Annotated in this window: 20 protein-coding genes and 1 pseudogene; 6 read left to right on the top strand and 15 right to left on the bottom strand. The window is 66.8% G+C overall.

Features of this window, described 5'->3' with window-relative positions:
- Positions 1 to 334, top strand: a pseudogene (locus AB0B72_RS39545) (hypothetical protein); the annotation flags it as partial.
- On the opposite strand, the gene AB0B72_RS39540 reads toward AB0B72_RS39545, so the two are convergent.
- The 9 genes from AB0B72_RS39540 to AB0B72_RS39500 all read right to left on the bottom strand — a co-directional run bounded on the left by AB0B72_RS39540 (position 313) and on the right by AB0B72_RS39500 (position 5,999).
- Positions 313 to 591, bottom strand: a complete 279-nt coding sequence (locus tag AB0B72_RS39540; RefSeq protein WP_367744882.1) for a pyridoxamine 5'-phosphate oxidase family protein — start codon at positions 589 to 591, stop codon at positions 313 to 315. The pseudogene AB0B72_RS39545 and the gene AB0B72_RS39540 sit on opposite strands and share 22 nt — an antisense overlap.
- Positions 592 to 729: 138 nt before the next feature.
- Complete coding sequence (locus AB0B72_RS39535) at positions 730 to 1,200, bottom strand: YdeI/OmpD-associated family protein (RefSeq protein ID WP_367744880.1); 471 nt, start codon at positions 1,198 to 1,200, stop codon at positions 730 to 732.
- 76 nt (positions 1,201 to 1,276) lie between these two features.
- Entirely contained in the window at positions 1,277 to 1,690 is a 414-nt protein-coding gene (locus tag AB0B72_RS39530; protein ID WP_367744878.1) for a VOC family protein, read from the bottom strand.
- Positions 1,691 to 1,935: 245 nt separating this feature from the next.
- Positions 1,936 to 2,403 carry a hypothetical protein gene (locus AB0B72_RS39525; protein WP_367744877.1) on the bottom strand — a complete coding sequence of 156 codons (468 nt, stop codon included), beginning with the start codon at positions 2,401 to 2,403 and terminating at the stop codon, positions 1,936 to 1,938.
- An 8-nt stretch (positions 2,404 to 2,411) separates the two neighbouring features.
- Positions 2,412 to 2,873, bottom strand: a complete 462-nt coding sequence (locus AB0B72_RS39520; protein ID WP_367744876.1) for a hypothetical protein — start codon at positions 2,871 to 2,873, stop codon at positions 2,412 to 2,414.
- Positions 2,780 to 3,049, bottom strand: coding sequence for a MerR family transcriptional regulator (locus AB0B72_RS39515; protein WP_367744886.1), 270 nt, complete (start codon positions 3,047 to 3,049; stop codon positions 2,780 to 2,782). The genes AB0B72_RS39520 and AB0B72_RS39515 overlap by 94 nt, the downstream gene beginning before the upstream one ends.
- A 303-nt stretch (positions 3,050 to 3,352) precedes the next feature.
- A complete protein-coding gene (locus tag AB0B72_RS39510; protein ID WP_367744875.1) occupies positions 3,353 to 4,621 on the bottom strand; it encodes an ATP-binding protein in 1,269 nt (422 codons plus the stop codon).
- A 389-nt stretch (positions 4,622 to 5,010) separates the two neighbouring features.
- On the bottom strand, positions 5,011 to 5,463 hold the full coding sequence (locus AB0B72_RS39505) for a hypothetical protein (protein ID WP_367744873.1): 453 nt from the start codon (positions 5,461 to 5,463) through the stop codon (positions 5,011 to 5,013).
- 41 nt (positions 5,464 to 5,504) lie between these two features.
- Positions 5,505 to 5,999 (bottom strand): epoxide hydrolase family protein, encoded by a 495-nt coding sequence (locus tag AB0B72_RS39500; RefSeq protein ID WP_367744872.1) that lies wholly within the window; start codon positions 5,997 to 5,999, stop codon positions 5,505 to 5,507.
- Positions 6,000 to 6,067: 68 nt separating this feature from the next.
- Here AB0B72_RS39500 and AB0B72_RS39495 point away from each other — a divergent pair, with 68 nt between their 5' ends.
- Positions 6,068 to 6,757: an ATP-binding protein gene (locus tag AB0B72_RS39495; protein ID WP_367744871.1), complete on the top strand. Its 690-nt coding sequence runs from the start codon at positions 6,068 to 6,070 to the stop codon at positions 6,755 to 6,757.
- Between the two features lie 16 nt (positions 6,758 to 6,773).
- Here AB0B72_RS39495 and AB0B72_RS39490 read toward each other — a convergent pair whose 3' ends face one another.
- Positions 6,774 to 7,649 (bottom strand): AraC family transcriptional regulator, encoded by an 876-nt coding sequence (locus AB0B72_RS39490; RefSeq protein ID WP_367744869.1) that lies wholly within the window; start codon positions 7,647 to 7,649, stop codon positions 6,774 to 6,776.
- A 49-nt stretch (positions 7,650 to 7,698) separates the two neighbouring features.
- On the opposite strand from AB0B72_RS39490, the gene AB0B72_RS39485 reads away from it, so the two are divergent.
- Positions 7,699 to 8,094: a cupin domain-containing protein gene (locus tag AB0B72_RS39485; protein WP_367744868.1), complete on the top strand. Its 396-nt coding sequence runs from the start codon at positions 7,699 to 7,701 to the stop codon at positions 8,092 to 8,094.
- An 85-nt stretch (positions 8,095 to 8,179) separates the two neighbouring features.
- On the opposite strand, the gene AB0B72_RS39480 is transcribed toward AB0B72_RS39485, so the two are convergent.
- The 3 genes from AB0B72_RS39480 to AB0B72_RS39470 all read right to left on the bottom strand — a co-directional run bounded on the left by AB0B72_RS39480 (position 8,180) and on the right by AB0B72_RS39470 (position 10,800).
- On the bottom strand, positions 8,180 to 8,782 hold the full coding sequence (locus AB0B72_RS39480; protein ID WP_367744867.1) for a hypothetical protein: 603 nt from the start codon (positions 8,780 to 8,782) through the stop codon (positions 8,180 to 8,182).
- Positions 8,783 to 8,866: 84 nt separating this feature from the next.
- Positions 8,867 to 9,532, bottom strand: a complete 666-nt coding sequence (locus AB0B72_RS39475; protein WP_367744866.1) for a response regulator — start codon at positions 9,530 to 9,532, stop codon at positions 8,867 to 8,869.
- On the bottom strand, positions 9,529 to 10,800 hold the full coding sequence (locus tag AB0B72_RS39470; RefSeq protein WP_367744865.1) for a sensor histidine kinase: 1,272 nt from the start codon (positions 10,798 to 10,800) through the stop codon (positions 9,529 to 9,531). Before AB0B72_RS39470 ends, AB0B72_RS39475 begins: the two co-directional genes overlap by 4 nt.
- Before the next feature lie 238 nt (positions 10,801 to 11,038).
- Between AB0B72_RS39470 and AB0B72_RS39465 the strand changes: the two genes are divergently transcribed.
- Positions 11,039 to 12,133 (top strand): hypothetical protein, encoded by a 1,095-nt coding sequence (locus AB0B72_RS39465; protein ID WP_367744864.1) that lies wholly within the window; start codon positions 11,039 to 11,041, stop codon positions 12,131 to 12,133.
- A gap of 157 nt (positions 12,134 to 12,290) precedes the next feature.
- On the opposite strand, the gene AB0B72_RS39460 is transcribed toward AB0B72_RS39465, so the two are convergent.
- Entirely contained in the window at positions 12,291 to 12,959 is a 669-nt protein-coding gene (locus tag AB0B72_RS39460; RefSeq protein ID WP_367744884.1) for an NADPH-dependent F420 reductase, read from the bottom strand.
- A gap of 115 nt (positions 12,960 to 13,074) precedes the next feature.
- On the opposite strand from AB0B72_RS39460, the gene AB0B72_RS39455 reads away from it, so the two are divergent.
- Positions 13,075 to 13,458 carry a winged helix-turn-helix transcriptional regulator gene (locus AB0B72_RS39455; protein WP_367744863.1) on the top strand — a complete coding sequence of 128 codons (384 nt, stop codon included), beginning with the start codon at positions 13,075 to 13,077 and terminating at the stop codon, positions 13,456 to 13,458.
- Positions 13,459 to 13,713: 255 nt separating this feature from the next.
- Here the strand turns inward: AB0B72_RS39455 and AB0B72_RS39450 are convergent, their stop codons facing one another.
- Positions 13,714 to 14,340 (bottom strand): hypothetical protein, encoded by a 627-nt coding sequence (locus tag AB0B72_RS39450; RefSeq protein ID WP_367744861.1) that lies wholly within the window; start codon positions 14,338 to 14,340, stop codon positions 13,714 to 13,716.
- Between the two features lie 244 nt (positions 14,341 to 14,584).
- On the opposite strand from AB0B72_RS39450, the gene AB0B72_RS39445 reads away from it, so the two are divergent.
- Positions 14,585 to 15,133 (top strand): DUF4262 domain-containing protein, encoded by a 549-nt coding sequence (locus tag AB0B72_RS39445; protein ID WP_367744860.1) that lies wholly within the window; start codon positions 14,585 to 14,587, stop codon positions 15,131 to 15,133.
- The last annotated feature ends 141 nt before the right edge of the window (positions 15,134 to 15,274 follow it).

The raw sequence follows: 15,274 nt of genomic DNA, 5'->3' as shown, positions 1-15,274 counted from the left end.
AGCAACGACCATCAGTAACAATCCGCAGCAACATCAACGCCAGGGGGTCAACTTTCAGACGACGATAGGGGGTCCGTTTTCAAGCGTCGTTGACAGGCCCATGCTCTGTGCCACCTGTAAGACCGAATGCCGGCCGCTGCTGACCGTCAGCTCCGGTGAATGGGACGGCGGGAGCGGAAGCTGGATTCCCCTCGAAGACCGCGTATCGCCGGGACCAGCCGGCCTCCGCAGGCCATCCGACCCTCCGATGGTCTCCATCGGCCGCGGCTACAACATGCAGATCTACATCTGTCCGGAGTCGTTCGACCACCCTCATCTGGAGAACATGCAGTGAGTTCTTTCGGCCTGCCCGCGGGCTGGTGAGAAGCGATGGCAACTGCCTGGTCTCACCTCCGGCACGCGCGGAGTCCGGTCTGACGGCGGCGCTCCAATGTCGCGGGTCGGCCCGATCGTGAGCCGGACCCGGCTGCCGGCACGGAGATTGCGGGCCGTGGGATCGCCCGCCGCCGTCGAGATCAACAGCGTCTCGCCGTCCCAGAGGAACGACAGCGGCACCAGATACGGCGTACCCGCTCGGTCGGCGGTGGCCACCCAGGCGTCGACGTCTTCGTCGAGGCGGCGCCGGGTGTCCTGTACGCGCTGCGCGAGCGATGTTGTTTCGGGGAGAGTCGGGCAGGGTGATGCCTCCGCACGGTGATTGCGTTGCTGCCGGAGTCTTACCTTCGGGGGTCAGCCCCGCAGGGTGGTGATGGCCTTCTCGATACGCCGCCGGCGCGTCTCGGGCTTCTTCGCGCTCTCGATGGCGCGTACATGCTCACGTTTGTGGCTGTACGCGAGATCGTCGTACGCGGCGCGGGTGACGGGGTCGGCGTCCAGAGCACGTGCGAAGTCCTCTGGCTCGACGACGACGCGCGGCTCGGTGTCGAGCTCCAATTCGACCTCGACCTCGTCGCCGATCGCAACACCTGCGGCCTGCCGGTTGGCATTGCTGAGACCGAGCAGGTGGCGGCCGCGCAGGAGGGCGACCCGGCTCTTCCAGGAGTGCCCGTTGACTGTGATCGTCACGGGCGGCCGCGGGCCCCCGCCGAGCGCTGCCATCACCTCGGACGGAACTTCTAGGCCCCGCATGGGCTCAGGTGGCTCAACGTGGGCCAGAAACTTCATGATCTTCTCCTGTTTGTCCTGTCGGTTCAGCGGCACTCGGGGTCACAGCCGTCCGGGACGGCAGCGACAGTGCGCCCCACCGTCCCGGACGGTTGTGTGACAAAGTTTGCGGCTACTCCGCATAGGGCTGGTCGGTGCCCTTGGAGCTGTAGCCGAGGCTCCAGATGTAGCCGTCCGGGTCGGCGAAGGTGCCGCCGTACCCGCCCCACGGCAGAGCGCCGGCGGGCTTGAGGACCGTGGCGCCGGCCTTCTCGGCCTCCGCCATCACCTCGTCGACCCGCGTCTCGCTGCGGACGACGTAGGTCAGGACCAGTCCGCTGAAGCCGCTGCCTTCCTGGTCCGTACCCACCTGAGCGGCCAGGCCTTCACGGCTGTAGAAGCCGACGGGCGAGGCGCCGTCCGACGCGAAGAACACCGAGATCCCGAAGTCGTTCTGGATCTTCCAGCCAAGCCCCTCGGTGTAGAACTGCTTGGCCCGATCCATGTCCCGGACGCCAAGAAGGATCGAGCTGACGTGTGCCTTCATGCCTTACTCCTTTATAAAGATGGGTGGTCATGTACCCGGCCGGTCATCCAGGCAGGCCCCGGACGCCACCCCGGCGCGTGTGTCACTTGACGATAGAAGCGGCGGCCCGACCGGTGCTTCTTCAAACCTGACCGATGCCGCCGGTGATGATCGTTCCTTCCGTTGATGCCGGCGGTCGAGGGCCGCATAGGCGGGTCGCCACGGGTGCTGGCCGGTCCGACCCGTCCTCGGACGCGGCCAGTACCTCATCGATCGCCTCGATGACCTTGCCTGAGATGCCCGCCGATCCCAGCCCTGAGCAACTGGGCGCCTGGGCGGAGCTGTCCGAGTTGGTCCGCGATGCCGACTTCAAGGCCAGGGTCCGCAGGATGGCCCAACATCAGGCGGCCGAGAGGGCGGCCGGGGATCAGACCGGCCTGCATCACGAGGTGGCCGTGCTGGTCCGGGAACGGGTGCGGCAGGCCCAGGCGGACGGGGTAGAGCCGGGTTCGCAGGAGGCGAATGGTGCTGGTCGAGCTGATCGCCGGATACACCGCGAGATTCGGCCATCTCGACAGTGCCGAGTACCGCCGGAAGCTGCTGACTCGGCTGGAGATCGCCAACGATCCCCGTACGGAGCGGTACTTCGCCCTGCTGTCCGCGATCAACGGCTGGCTGGTGCCGCCGAGCCTGGCGTCGGCGTTCGACTGGTCACCCAGGCGCTCCGGCACCATCCCGTTCCCTAGAGGTCGGTACGCGGGGGTCGAGTGCGGCGAGGAGCCGGCGGTCCGCGGGCACCGGATCGGGTTTCGGGGGCGTACCGTTGATCATGGCCAGCAGTGGCAGTATCGGGAGGCCCGGAGGAACGGTCGGTCGCGTGCCGCTCGAACGCCTCGCGTACGCCCTCCCGGAAGTCCGGGTCGCCGATCAAGTGCGCCAGCTCCAGCCACGCGTCGAGCTGCTCGACCGATGGGTCGTCGAGCAGGTCGGGCAGCATCGAGCGCAGGTGCGCGGCGAACGCGGGCTCCATGTCGAGCGCGTGCGTCGCTTCGGCCACGAGTTCGGCCACCGGCTGCCGACGCTGCTCCGCTGGCAGCCGGGCGAGCCGGTTCACGCGGGCGATTCCGGCCGTGCCGGTACGGCGGGTGGTGACGTAGCGCAACACCGCCTGGCGTACCCGCAAGGTCTGGATCTGGTCCTCCATGGCCGCGATCTGGCCGTCGGCGATCTCGGCAGAGTCTGCGCGTCGGCGAGCACCCGTGTGATCGCCGCGATCTCGACGCCGAGGTCTCGCAGCGTACGGACGAGTTCCAGCCGGTCCAGGGAGTCGTGATCGTAGAGCCGGTAGCCACCGGCCGACCGGCCAGCTGGGGGTACCAGCCGTCGCCTTCGAGGTGATCTCGCGACTCATCGCCACAATGGTAAGGATCTTGAGCAATGGGAGTTCGAGGTCACGAGTGGAGGTCGTGCCTGCTACATCATTGACGACGAGGCGCGAACAGTGTCTCGTCCATGCATCCCCAGGGCAGCCCAAGGACACCGATGCGTAGCTCGTCCTCGTGTATTTATTGCCTGAGGTGAAGGACTACCACCAGCAGTACCTGTTCAAGGTCCCGAACGGCTACTGCGGCATCGGCGGCACCGGCGTCAACGCAGGTGACCCTACGGCGCGATGCTCGACAGTCAGGAAGCCGGGATCGCCTCCCACAGCGCGGACATAGGCAGGGCTCGCATTCGGTCCCCGAAGGGGAGCGTTTCTTGGCCCGCGTAGAGGACAAAGCCGGCGATCAGGCGGTCACCGAGCTTGCGGGCCAGGTGCTGGAGTCCTTTGAAGTCGTCTGCGCGTACGGTTTCGGCCGCCTTGACCTCGATGCCGACGACTTCCCCGGATGCTCGTTCCAGGATGCCGTCGACCTCGACGTGGTCCCGGTCACGATAGTGGTAGAGGCGTACGGGCTCCTCTGCCCATGTCAATTGGCGAGCCAGCTCGCCGAGGGCGAAGTTCTCCAGAAGGGGACCCACCGGGGCGGTTATGCCTGTGGTTCGGGCTGGGGTGAGACCCGCCAGATGGGCCCCCAGCCCGGAGTCCACGACTAGTAGCTTGGGGGTCGCGACCGCGCGTGTTGTGGCGTTGGACGACCATGCCGGTATCCGCCTGATGACATAAACCAGGTCGAGTAGATCGACGTACCGTTTCACGGTGTTGCGTGGAACCCCCAGGTCGCGACTGATGTTGTCGATCACTGCCAGCCCGCCCATGCGTCCGCAGAGGAGATTCAGCAGGCGCCGCATGTCCGCGGGTCGCTCGATATCGGAGACCTGTTTCACGTCTCGGTTGATCAGATCGGAGATGTAGGACTCGAAGAACCGCGCCCTTCTCCGATGCGTGGGACGGTGGACCGCTTCCGGGTAACCGCCCCTCAGCGCGCGGTCGAGGTAGTCAGCTCTACGGAGCCGGGACCTTGGAGTTGCGAGGTCTGGGCCTTTCTGGAACGCCGCGTCCACGAAACCGTCGGAGGTGCGCTCGATCTCCCCCTGAGAGAGAGGCCAGAGTTCGACCGTCTCGGATCGACCAGGAAGTGCGTCGGGAAGGTCTCGCAGGCCAAGTAGCCGGGCCGAGCCGGTCAGCAGGAAGCGTCCTGGGCGAGGGTCGGCATCCACTTCGCGTTTGATGGAGAGCAGGAGGTCGGGTACGCGCTGGATCTCGTCGATAAGTATGAGCCCGTTGTGGTGGACGATCCCGTCAGGATCCTGTCGTGCCGCAGCGCGTACCGCCGCCTGATCCAGATAAATCTCACGTGATCCCGGCGTCCTGTGCACGATCGCCTGGGCAAGAGTGCTCTTGCCGACCTGCCTGGCCCCATTGATCACTACAACACGGGTGTCGGCGAGTGCCTCCACAGCCATGGCTTCCGCGCGCCGGGGGAAGACCGTCAGCTCATCGGTGTCCACCGGCTCAGGATAGGCCGATCCATCTCCAGGTATGGCAGATTTGCCGCAACTGACATGGCAGATTTGCCGCAACTTACGTGGCTGGTCTGCCGCACAGTTCATGGCAGTTCTGCCGTAGTTAGAAGCCATGCCCGCTCGTGCGGTAGGTCGTGAGCCTGGGTCATGGCTACCGCGGCATCGGCGGCACCGGCGTCTCTTGCCCCGTCGGTCTGACCACCGGCGAGGTGTGACCTTCGCGAACACCACTGGCCCTTGATCGCCCGGCTTGTCCGGTCCCCGATCGAGGACCAGTGGCGGGGCGCGTAAGGGACGTCCCGCGCAGGACCGCGCCCAGGTGCCCTCACCTAGGTCCTGCGCGGCTCGCCACAGCGCAGGACCTCGGCCACTGGTCAGAGGTCTGCGAAGAACTCCCGCACGTCCTGGATGAGCATGCCGGGCTGCTCCAGCGCGACATAGGCGCCGCCCTTGTCGAACTCCGTCCACCGTGCCACGGTCGTGTCGCGCTCGGCGAAACGACGGATCGTGACGTCGCCGGGTGTGACCACGAATGCCGTGGGAACGTCCACCCGCTCCTTCGGCCCCCAGCCCTCGGGGTCGTGGTCCACGTCGTAGTAGCTCTGCGCAATCGAGCCCGAGGTGCCGGTGAACCACTGGGTGCTCACATCGGTCAGAATGCGGTCGCGGGAGAAGGCGTCCTCGGGCAGGTCCGAGGCCGGGTCGCTCCACTCCTTGAACTTCTCCACCACCCACGCGAGCTGGCCGACGGGCGAGTCGTGCAGACCGTAGGCGATGGTTTGGGGCCTGGTCGACATGATGACGTTGAACCCGAACCCGTCCTGCATGAACCGCTGGATGCCCGCCAGCCGCGCCTGCTCAACCTCGGTCAGCCGCCGTGTGCGCCGTAGCGGTCGTAGCCGAGCCGCTCCATAAGCTCGACGAACGCCGCCGCTGTCCGCTTGACGGTCCAGCCGGTGCTGGTGAGCGGGCTGGAGAAGCCGAAGCCCGGCATGGCGGGTACGACGAGGTGGAAGTCACGCGACAACGCGCCGATGACGTCGAGCAGGCCCATCGTCGCGCCGGGGTTGTCGTGCAGGAGCAGCAGCGCCTTGGCGTCCTCACGCTCGGAGCGGATGTGCTTGTAGTGGACGGTCTGCCCCTGGATCTCGGTGGTGAACTGCGGCCACTGGTTCAGCTCGGTCTCAGCCTTGCGCCAGTCGAAGTCGTGGGCCCAGTAGTCGGCCAGGCTCCTGAGGTAGCCGACGGGTACGCCGCGGCTCCAGCTCGCGCCCGGGATCTCGGGCGTCCAGCGGGTGCGGAGCAGCCGGTCGCGCAGGTCGTCGAGGGCACTTTGCGGGATGTCGATCCGGAAGGGTGTCATGGGGAAGACGCTACGAGTCGCGATCAATAGGACGAATGAGTCAACGCATAGGTAATACGATGAACCGCATGCTTTACGGGCGCGCGAGTGAGCAGGCTTCGCTCGAGCGGCTGGTCGACGGAGCGAGAGCGGGTGCCAGCGGGGTCCTGGTCGTGCGGGGCGAGCCCGGCATCGGTAAGAGCGTGCTCTTGGAGCACGCCGCCGGAGCCGCCGAGGGCATGCGGGTGCTGCGCGGCACCGGTATCGAGTCCGAGGCCGATCTGCCTTTCGCCGGGCTGCACATGCTGCTGCGGCCGGCGCTCCACCTGCTGGACCGGTTGCCCTGCCCGCAGGAGGCCGCGCTGCGCGGCGCATTCGGCCTCGGCCCCGCAGCCGGCGAGCGCCTCCTCGTCGGGCTGAGCGTGTTGTCGTTGCTGTCGGAGTTCGCGGGCGAGGACGCTCTGCTCTGCGTCGTCGACGACGCTCAGTGGCTGGACCATGCCTCGACCGAGGCCCTGCTGATCACGGCCAGGCGGCTGGACGCCGAAGGGATCGCCCTGGTCCTCGCGGCCAGGACGCCAGGCCTGCCCGCGCCCGATCTGCCGGAACAGCGCGATTCACGAGGGCCAAGCTCGGATGCGGCATGGCCCTTCACTGCTCTCAGGACACGGGTCCGCTCCGCGGTCGCTTCTGACGAACCCTCGCCTGGGAGACGATCCCAGATCATTCCTCAACCGGTTGAGGTTCCGGCGTGCGTCCGAAGCCCGGAGACCGGGTGACGTTCTCACCTGCAGTTCATCCCTGTGCCGGCTCGTCCCGCGTGGGCTCTTGGGCCTTACTTCGGCGTCGGCCACTTCTCGTTCCGAGGCCCGACGCGGCGTACTGGGCAGGCGGCACCGAGACGTGGCGCTTGAAGTGGCGGGTGAGGTGCGCTTGGTCGTAGAAACCGACCTTGACAGCCACCTCGGCCGGCGGTTGGCCGCGCAACAGGCGTTTGCGGGCCTGTTCGATGCGACGTGCGGTGACGTAGGCGTAGGGGGAGATTCCGAATCGTCTTTTGAAGCTGCGGACGAGGTGAGAGACGTCGCGGTCGAACAGGCGGGCGGCGTCAGCGAGCCTGATCTTCGCGGTGATGTGCCCGTCAAGGAAGTCGCGGAGCTCATCGGCGAGGAACGATTCGGGCGCGGGCGCGGAGGGGCCGCGCGCCTCCAGGCGCCGACGGAACCGATCGGCGATCATGGCCAGCCTGATTTCGACATCGAGCGGTTCCGGTATGAGGAGGCGGTCGTGGAGACGACTGATGGCGGCTCGGAGCTCACGGTCATGGAACGTGGACGAATCCACAGCAGGGCCGACGATATGGGCGGGGAGGAAGTCACGATCGAGGTAGAGGTTGCGCTTGCGGAAGCGGCCGTGGCGCTCCGAGGGATAGCCGTTGTGAATGACTCCGGGCGGGAGGATGGAGACGCTGTCGCCGATGGCCCCGTGGTGACGAGTGTCGATGTCATATCCGAGGGCGCCGTCGTCGACGATGAGAACGGTCCACGTGTCGTGGAAGTGCTGGGGATAGCGGTAGCCGGCGATGCGGGCGTGGAATACCTCCGAGATCCCCGCGACTGACGGCCGCCATGCCGTGACGCTGCACGATGAGGGAATCTCCTCCTCGCCCATGTCAACATCGTACAAGATCCGTTAGGGGCTCCCTCGGAGAATGGGCGGCATGAACACGAAACCCGTCAACCTGACCGAGGCGCTCGCATCCTTCGATGACGTCTACAGCCCCAGAATCGTCGCCCGCGTGAACGACTACCACGTGCGCATCGCCCATACCAGCGGAGAGCATGTCTGGCATGTTCACGAGGAGACTGACGAGTTCTTCCTCGTTCTCGACGGCCGGTTCGACATCGCCATACGCGACGCTGAAGGCGGCGAGACCACAGTCGTGCTTCAGAAGGGCGACACGTTCGTTGTGCCCAGAGGCATCGAGCACAAGCCGTCGTCACCTGGTGGGGCGATCCTCATGTTCGAGCCATCGGGGACCTTGACCACAGGGGATCTCCACGATGGAGCGATCCCCGAGGGGGTGGACAGCACCACCGGTCACGAGCTTGCGTGATTCGACGTGCCCCGCGGACGACCAGCTATTACTGCGTGAGGTGAGGCAGTATTCAGCGTAAGGACTTTCCGGTGGTGCTGACGGGCTAGCAGACGCCGGGCAACTTACACACCTTGGTGGCCATCTTCCTGGCGTTCTTGGTCAGCCGGCCGGGGTCGTAGACTCCCTCATCGGTCGTGTAGATCATTAGTGCGCTGCCCCTGCGTGCGGCGATACCGGTGATCGTCTGGTTCACGCTGCCGTCCTGCCGGGTCTGGTAGCCCATACCTATGGCCTCGTCTCCCGCCTTGGCCTTACTCGTCCGCCACTGGATCTCGAGTTCGGGCGCCGCCGGGTCGCCCTTGCGCGCGCACCGCTTGACTTCGCCGCGCAGACGGGTGAGCACGGCATGGGCGGCACGGGGGCTCTTGTAGATGACAAGCTGTTCGGACGAGGTGCTGGGGGCGCTGGTCCATTGCGTGATCGTGCGGCCGGCCACCCGGCCGCGGTCGACGGCGTGCCGGTGTCCGCACGGGTTCAGCTCCAACGGCTCGGTGAGCTTGTCGCTGATCTCGTATCCCTGTTCGGCCGCGTCATCGGGGTTCAGGACCCTGCGCGCGTCGCGTTCGGTGAACAAGAAGTTCTTCGGAATCTCTGCCACGGTTGCCGGGGACAGGGCCAGCAGCAGGGAAAGTGCCACGCTCATCATGAGAAGTTGGATGCCGGCGAGAACAGTGTGGTTCTCAGTCCTCGCGCCCAATCGGCGTTCGCGTCCCGTGGTGGGCGAATGCGATCACGGGGTGGCGTTGCCGGTGTCCCATGCCCAGGCGGCGATGCCGACGCGGTTGCGGGCCCCGAGCTTGCGTTGGATGCCGGCGACGTGGTTCTTGACCGTACCGGGCGAGATGAACAGGGCGGTCGCGATCTCGGCGTTGGTATGGCCCTGGGCGACAAGGCGGGTGATCTGAAGTTCGCGGTCGGTGAGTCGCGTGGAGTCGACGCGGCCGGACCTGAGCGGCGATGCTGCGGTGAGATCGCGCAGGAGACGTACGGTGATCTGCGGGCTGATGAGGGTGTCACCGGACATGGCGGCGCGGACGGCCTCGACCAGGATGGCGGGGCTGGAGCGTTTCAGCAGGAAGCCGGAGGCGCCGTTGCGCAGTGCGGTGTGGACGTAGTCGTCGAGGTCGAAGGTGGTGACGACCACGACACGGATCGGGTCGGTCACCTGTGGCCCGGCGAGCAGGCGGGTGACCTCGAGCCCGTCGACGCGGGGCATTCGGATGTCGGCGAGCACCACGTCCGGGCGCAGGTGGCGGGCCTGTTCGACAGCGGTGGCCCCACAGGCGGCCTCGGCGACGACGGTCATGTCCGGCTGGGCGTCAAGGATGATGCGGAACGCGTTGCGGATGTTCTCCTGATCGTCGGCCACCAGGACGCGGGTCGGCCCGCCGGTCATGCTGTCACCGGCCGGATGTCCCCGCCGCGAGACGTGGCGGCCAGCGGCAAAGTGGCGGCGACACGCCATCCGTGCGGAGCAGACGGGCCGGCGGCCAGCTTGCCGCCGAGCGCTTCGACGCGTTCGGTCAGACCGGCCAGGCCGAAACCGCCGCTGCGGCTCGCATCGCCGAGCACGTGACCGGCGGGTCCGGTTCGAGCGTCGTCTGTCACGGTGACCTCCAGGGCGTCCCCGGTGTGATCACCAACGGTACGGGTGCGGCGGACGGTCACCTCCACTCGGCTCGCCGTCACCGCGTGGCGGCGCACATTGGTCAGTGCCTCCACGACGATCCGGTACGCCGTGGCGGCCACTTCCCGGGGCACGACGCCATTCGGGTCTTCGAGTCGCGCGTCAATGTCGAGGTGGACCACTGCGGCGCCGGAGGCGGAGAACCGATCGGCCAGGTCCCGAAGGTCCGCCAGGGCCGGGAGCGGCGTTCGGTCCGCCGACTCCCCGGCCGTGAGATCGTCCGTGTCATGCAGCATCCGTACGGTCCGGTCCATTGATGCCAGCGCCTGGAGCGCGGCCTGCTCGATGCGCTCGAACGCGGCCACCGCCTGCCGCGGGTCCTGTTCGGCCAGGATTCGGCCGACCTGGGCTTGGGCGAGCATGCCGCTGACGTCGTGGGCGACGAAGTCGTGCAGGTCGCGGGCGAGCTGCGTGCGTTGGGCTTGGCGCGCCGCACGTACCGAGCGGGCGCGATGGCCGTCCAGGGAGCGCAGATAGAGGCCGACCGTGGCGGCGAGTGCCGCCGACAGCCCCCAGACGGCGAATCCGGCCAGCGCCGGGAGGGTCGGCGGTCCCAGCCCGAACCGCAGCAGCAAGGCCGGTGTGGCCACCCCCGCGAGACCCGCGGCGATCAGCGTGTGGCGGACAGGCGCGGCACGTACCACCAGGATGACCAGGATGAGTAGGCTCGCGGACTCGCCGACCATCCAGCCGGTCGCAGAGGTGCGCGTCCTGTGTGCCTCGCCGAGCAGCAGGACGCCGGTGGTCGCGGCCAGCGACACGATGCCCGCCCCGCCGGTGACCGCCGCGATCCGGCGGCCGTCGTACGGCCAGGCGGCGAGCACCCCGAGCGCGGCCGCCGTCGTCGAAGACATCGGCAGCGTGGCCAGCGGGCCGTACGCGGGCGCGGCGGCGATCCCGGTCAGCGCCACGAGGACGGCGGCGGCGGCGCCGGCCCGCTCGCGCCACCGCGGGGCTCCGCTGATTCGTGCTCGCATACCCCGAGCCTAGATATCCGGCCGTTCCACCGCCCTGTGCCGAACGGCACATTCACCCGCCCGAATCCACCTCGGCCATGCCGTCCGGCACATGGTCCGACGGTCCGGTCTCCTCGACGCTGGATCCAGGACGCGACCTTTCCAGGGCCCTGGACACGGACTCGCCGCCTGGGAGGCCTGCGGTCGCGGGAGCGTCCAGACGTGGTTCCGAACGAGATCGTAAGGATGTGATGGGCGGATGCTCCGCTGGTTGAGGTGCTGGCCGGCCTGGTCCGGATACGCCGCGGCCGCGTGGTCGCTGGTCTACGGGGCGCTCGGGCTCTTCTGGGCGCTGGGCGGCGGCGGTTTCCCGTTCGCGCCCGTCGACGACGACCATGCGTCGGGTTCGATCCTGGAGGGCAGCCAGGTCGGGATCGTCGCGCCGGCCATGGCCGTCGTCGGGCTGGCCGGCGCGATCACCGCGCTGGCCATGGCCAGGGAATGGGGACGGGACGGTACCCGTACGGCACTGCTCGTCTTCGGCTGGGCCCTGGCCGGAACGCTCGCCCTGGTGATCCCTGACTACACCCTGCTCGCGCTGCTGGCCTTCGCCCCGCTGCTGCTGGTATTCGCCTTCACCGGGGTGCCCGGGCCGCAGGACGGCATCGGGGACATCCTGTACTGGCATCGGGTGAACCTGATCCTGCTCTTCGCCGGTGGCCTGCTGTGGGCCCTGGCGACCCTCGCCTACCAGAGGCGTACCAGGCGGGCGTGCGCGCATTGCGGCCGGCGCGGCGTGGTGACCGGGCGGTGGACCACGCCGGACGCGGTGCGACGCTGGGGCCGGTGGGCCGTCTACGTGGCGTGCGCCGCACCCGTGCCGTACGAAGTCACCAGAATCGCCTGGTATTTCGGAATCCCGCTCGGCATCCCCGAGGACTTCGTGCGAATGATGCGGGAGACGCCCGGCATGCTGGAGGTGGGACTTGGCTGCGCCATCGCGTCGATCTGCGGATGCGTCCTCACCCACGGCCTCGTCCACCGGTGGGGCGAGGTCTACCCCCGCTGGGTCTGGTTCAAGGCGGGCGAACGGGTTCCGCCGGCGCTCGCCGTGATCCCTGCGTCCATCGTGGCGGTCGTCCTGATACCCGCCGGCCTGATGAACCTCCGGATGGGCGTCGATCTCGCCATGTGGGGCGCCAACGCGCCGAGCATGCTGTGGATCGTGTGGGGCGCCGCCCTCGGCGCCGCCGCCTGCGCCTACGGCCTGCGCCGGCGCGGAGCCTGCCGGTACTGCCAAGTGGCCGAGGACTTCGACCGGCCTGCCGAACCAGTGCATCAGCAGTACTTGTAGAAGAACCCCGGCGGCTCCTGCGGCATCGGCGGCGACCGGTGTCAACGCAGGTGACCCTTCGGCTTGGTGCCCGGCCGTACTGACGACCTCTCCGGAGGAGTACGGGGCTGAGGATCATGCGACCACCACGCCAAGATCGCGAGTGTCGGCGCGGATATCACACAGCCGCTGATGGGACGCGTGGGATGGCGGAGTTGGGGTCGGTACCGGCGAAGGCCAGCCCGATAACGAAACCCGCGACCTCCTCAAGCTGGCGAACGCGATCCAGCGACCCCAGCACGGCCGGGACTCCGCCGACATCACGGACCAGTTCGCCGACAACGCGCAACGCTTCCGGATCGTCACCGCACATCGCCACCGTGACAGGGGGTTCGCCAGTGGCGCGAGACCCCGTCCACTGATCGGAGGGAAACAGGTGGAAGGCTTTCACGACGTGCGCGCCCGGAGAAAGCCTGGCAATCCGCTGCGCCATCGCCTCGCCGGGTCCTGTCAGCACCACACCCACGCCGTGCTCGACGGCGTTCGTCGGATCGATCAGCGCAGTTCCCTCCAGCGAGCCGTCAGCTGCGCCCGCGCTGCGCAGCATGTCCTCGGCGCCCTGCCATGACACCGCGAGCAGCACGGCATCGCGATCCGCGACGGCCTGGCGCGGCGTGACGGCGCGCGCCCTCCGACCCAGCCGATCAGCGAGCTCCTGCGCCTTGGCCGGAGATCGCCCGGCGACGGTCAGCTCATGTCCGGCGCGGGCCCAGCCCTCGCCGAGTGCCGCCGCCAGCATTCCCGTGCCCAAAATTCCGATGCGCATCCGTGTACCCCTCTCGCGCACTCGCGCACTCGCGTCAAGCGGTGATCGTCTGGTGGTCACGGTAGACAAGCCGTTACGCACCGATCGGTGTGTAACGAACAGGCGATTATGCTTCGGCGAGAGGAGCGATCAGGACATGGATCGAGACGAGTTCGTGGCGGATTGCCGTGTGCGTGCGGCCACCGATCTGTTCGCCCACACGTGGGATTCCGTGGCCCTGGCGGCTCTTGCCTCTGGGCCGCGCCGACGGCGCGAACTGCGCGACGCCATCGGCGGCATCAGTGACAAGGTGTTGACGGATGCGTTGCATCGCCTGCTTGCAAACGGGCTGATCGACCGCCGCGCACATGCCGAAGCCCCGCCGCGTGTCGAGTACGCCCTGACGGGCTTGGGACAGAGCCTGGTCGACGGCCCGATGAAGGCCCTCGGACGTTGGGCGACTGAGCACGGTGACAAGCTTCTCGACGCTCAGGAGAAGTCCGCGCGGAACGTCATCGAAACGCGTGTCGACCAACCATGATTCCAAAGTGTCACTGGGGTACTGGGCGGCATCTACCAGGTCCACAAAGTCGCCCCGTCCGACGCTCCATAGCACCTCTATACCGGCGGCTGGAGGAGCCACGAAGCCGGTGCAGGTACGTCTTGGAATTCGCCGCATCATCGAACGCACGATAACAAGATCGACTTGGGGTCGTTCCGTAAAGGTCAATGCGGGCGGGTGGCCTGGTCTGAAGCATTTTCGAGTAATTGGCCGGCGGCTGTGCGCTCGAATTTGCTAAAGGGTGTCTGCGCCTACATCGCGCCTCATTATTTCGGCCAGTCGAGATGCGTGACTGTCGAGAACCTCGGCCAGGATCCATTTGTTCCCGTTGCTCTGCCGTACCATGTGCCCATCGTTCAATCCTTCGTACAGGAGAACTGAATGAACGAAGTAGACATCGTTGATGAGCTCGCCGACCTTGCTCCGCGATTCATTTCCACAGAAACATCTTATGCAATACAGGGAACGTAGCGCCAGTCGAAGTGTGGCGCTTATGGCCTGCTCGCATGCCCGCTTGTGGGCGTCGTCCGAGAAGTCCCCTGTCGCCGCGTCCAGCGACCCGGCCTCCATCAGCCGCTCAATACCGTCAAGGTAATGCTTGATTTTTTCGATGTGCATCTGCCGAGATCGTTCGCCGGCGTCTTGTCGGCGCCACTCCTGCTCGTTTTGCTCTCGAATTTCTTTGGATTTCAACTCCTCTACTTGCCTGTTCCTCTCCCACTGCAGCGCGTCTCGATCGCGCTGCTCGGCCCATCGTGCAAGCTCTTGGCGCCATTGCAGGCGAGAAACAAGCAGCGTTCCAAGGATCGAAGCAATGCTTCCGATAAGGGCTCCGGCGAGCCCCAGCCATGCGGAGTCCATGGTAGGACTATACGTCAATGGACCTTTCCGGGTAACCTCCACTTGCTTTCCGTGGTCATGCCAAACGAGACGACGGCTTGCTCCAAACAAGTGCCGCAGCGGCAATTTAGGTGATACGGCTGGGGCCGAGGCGGAGCGCCGCTCTTGATGGAGAGAAGATGCTTTCGGAGCGCGGGAGAGATGCCGGTAGCAGAGGTCAGAGCCCGGCTGCTTCGCTGGTCGCGGCGTCCGTATGCTACGGCCCATGTCTACCGATGATCCGGGTTGTCGCTGCATCCTTTGCCACGACTACGGGGACCGCGACGAGTGGGATGCCGTGGATCGGCACACCGTGGAGCATGTCCGGAGTCGCGGCTGGAGCGTGAAGATGATTCCGGAGGACGATCTGGGGCCCGGCTTCGCCTATACCGTGGGCCTGTGGCATACCTATCGATCGCCTGAGCTGGCCATGTTCGGTCTGGACGTTCATCTCATGCACGAGCTGCTGAACCGCCTCGGAGACGGTGTCGCTACGGGCAAGCCTGTCGAAGCGGAGCAGGAGCGGCATGACCTCATCGCGCGGCACCCTGTGGCCCTCAAGCCGGTCGACGTGAGGTGGTATCGAGAGTTCTTCGGGCGGGCAATCACGTTTTATCGGCGTCCACCATTTCCGGTGCTGGAAGTTGTGTGGCCTGACCCCGAGGGTCGGTTTCCCTGGCACCCGGACTACGCCGTGCCGCATCGGGAGCTGCAGCCGTCGCTGTGGCTCTGGCCGGGTGACCGGCAGGACCGGAGCACTTCTTCGTCTCAGTGAGGGAAAGATCCCACGCTGAGGGACGGCTCGCTGCAACTGGAGACTTCTAGGGCCTGTACGGACTTCGGATCTTCAGATGAGTCAGAGGCTGATAGCCCGCGCGGCAGAAAATACCTCGCCGACCCGCTCCGGATCATCCAG

It is taken from the genome of Microbispora sp. NPDC049125 (assembly GCF_040802045.1).
In the GTDB taxonomy this organism is placed as follows: domain Bacteria; phylum Actinomycetota; class Actinomycetes; order Streptosporangiales; family Streptosporangiaceae; genus Microbispora.
This window is presented reverse-complemented; position numbering and strand designations above follow the sequence as displayed.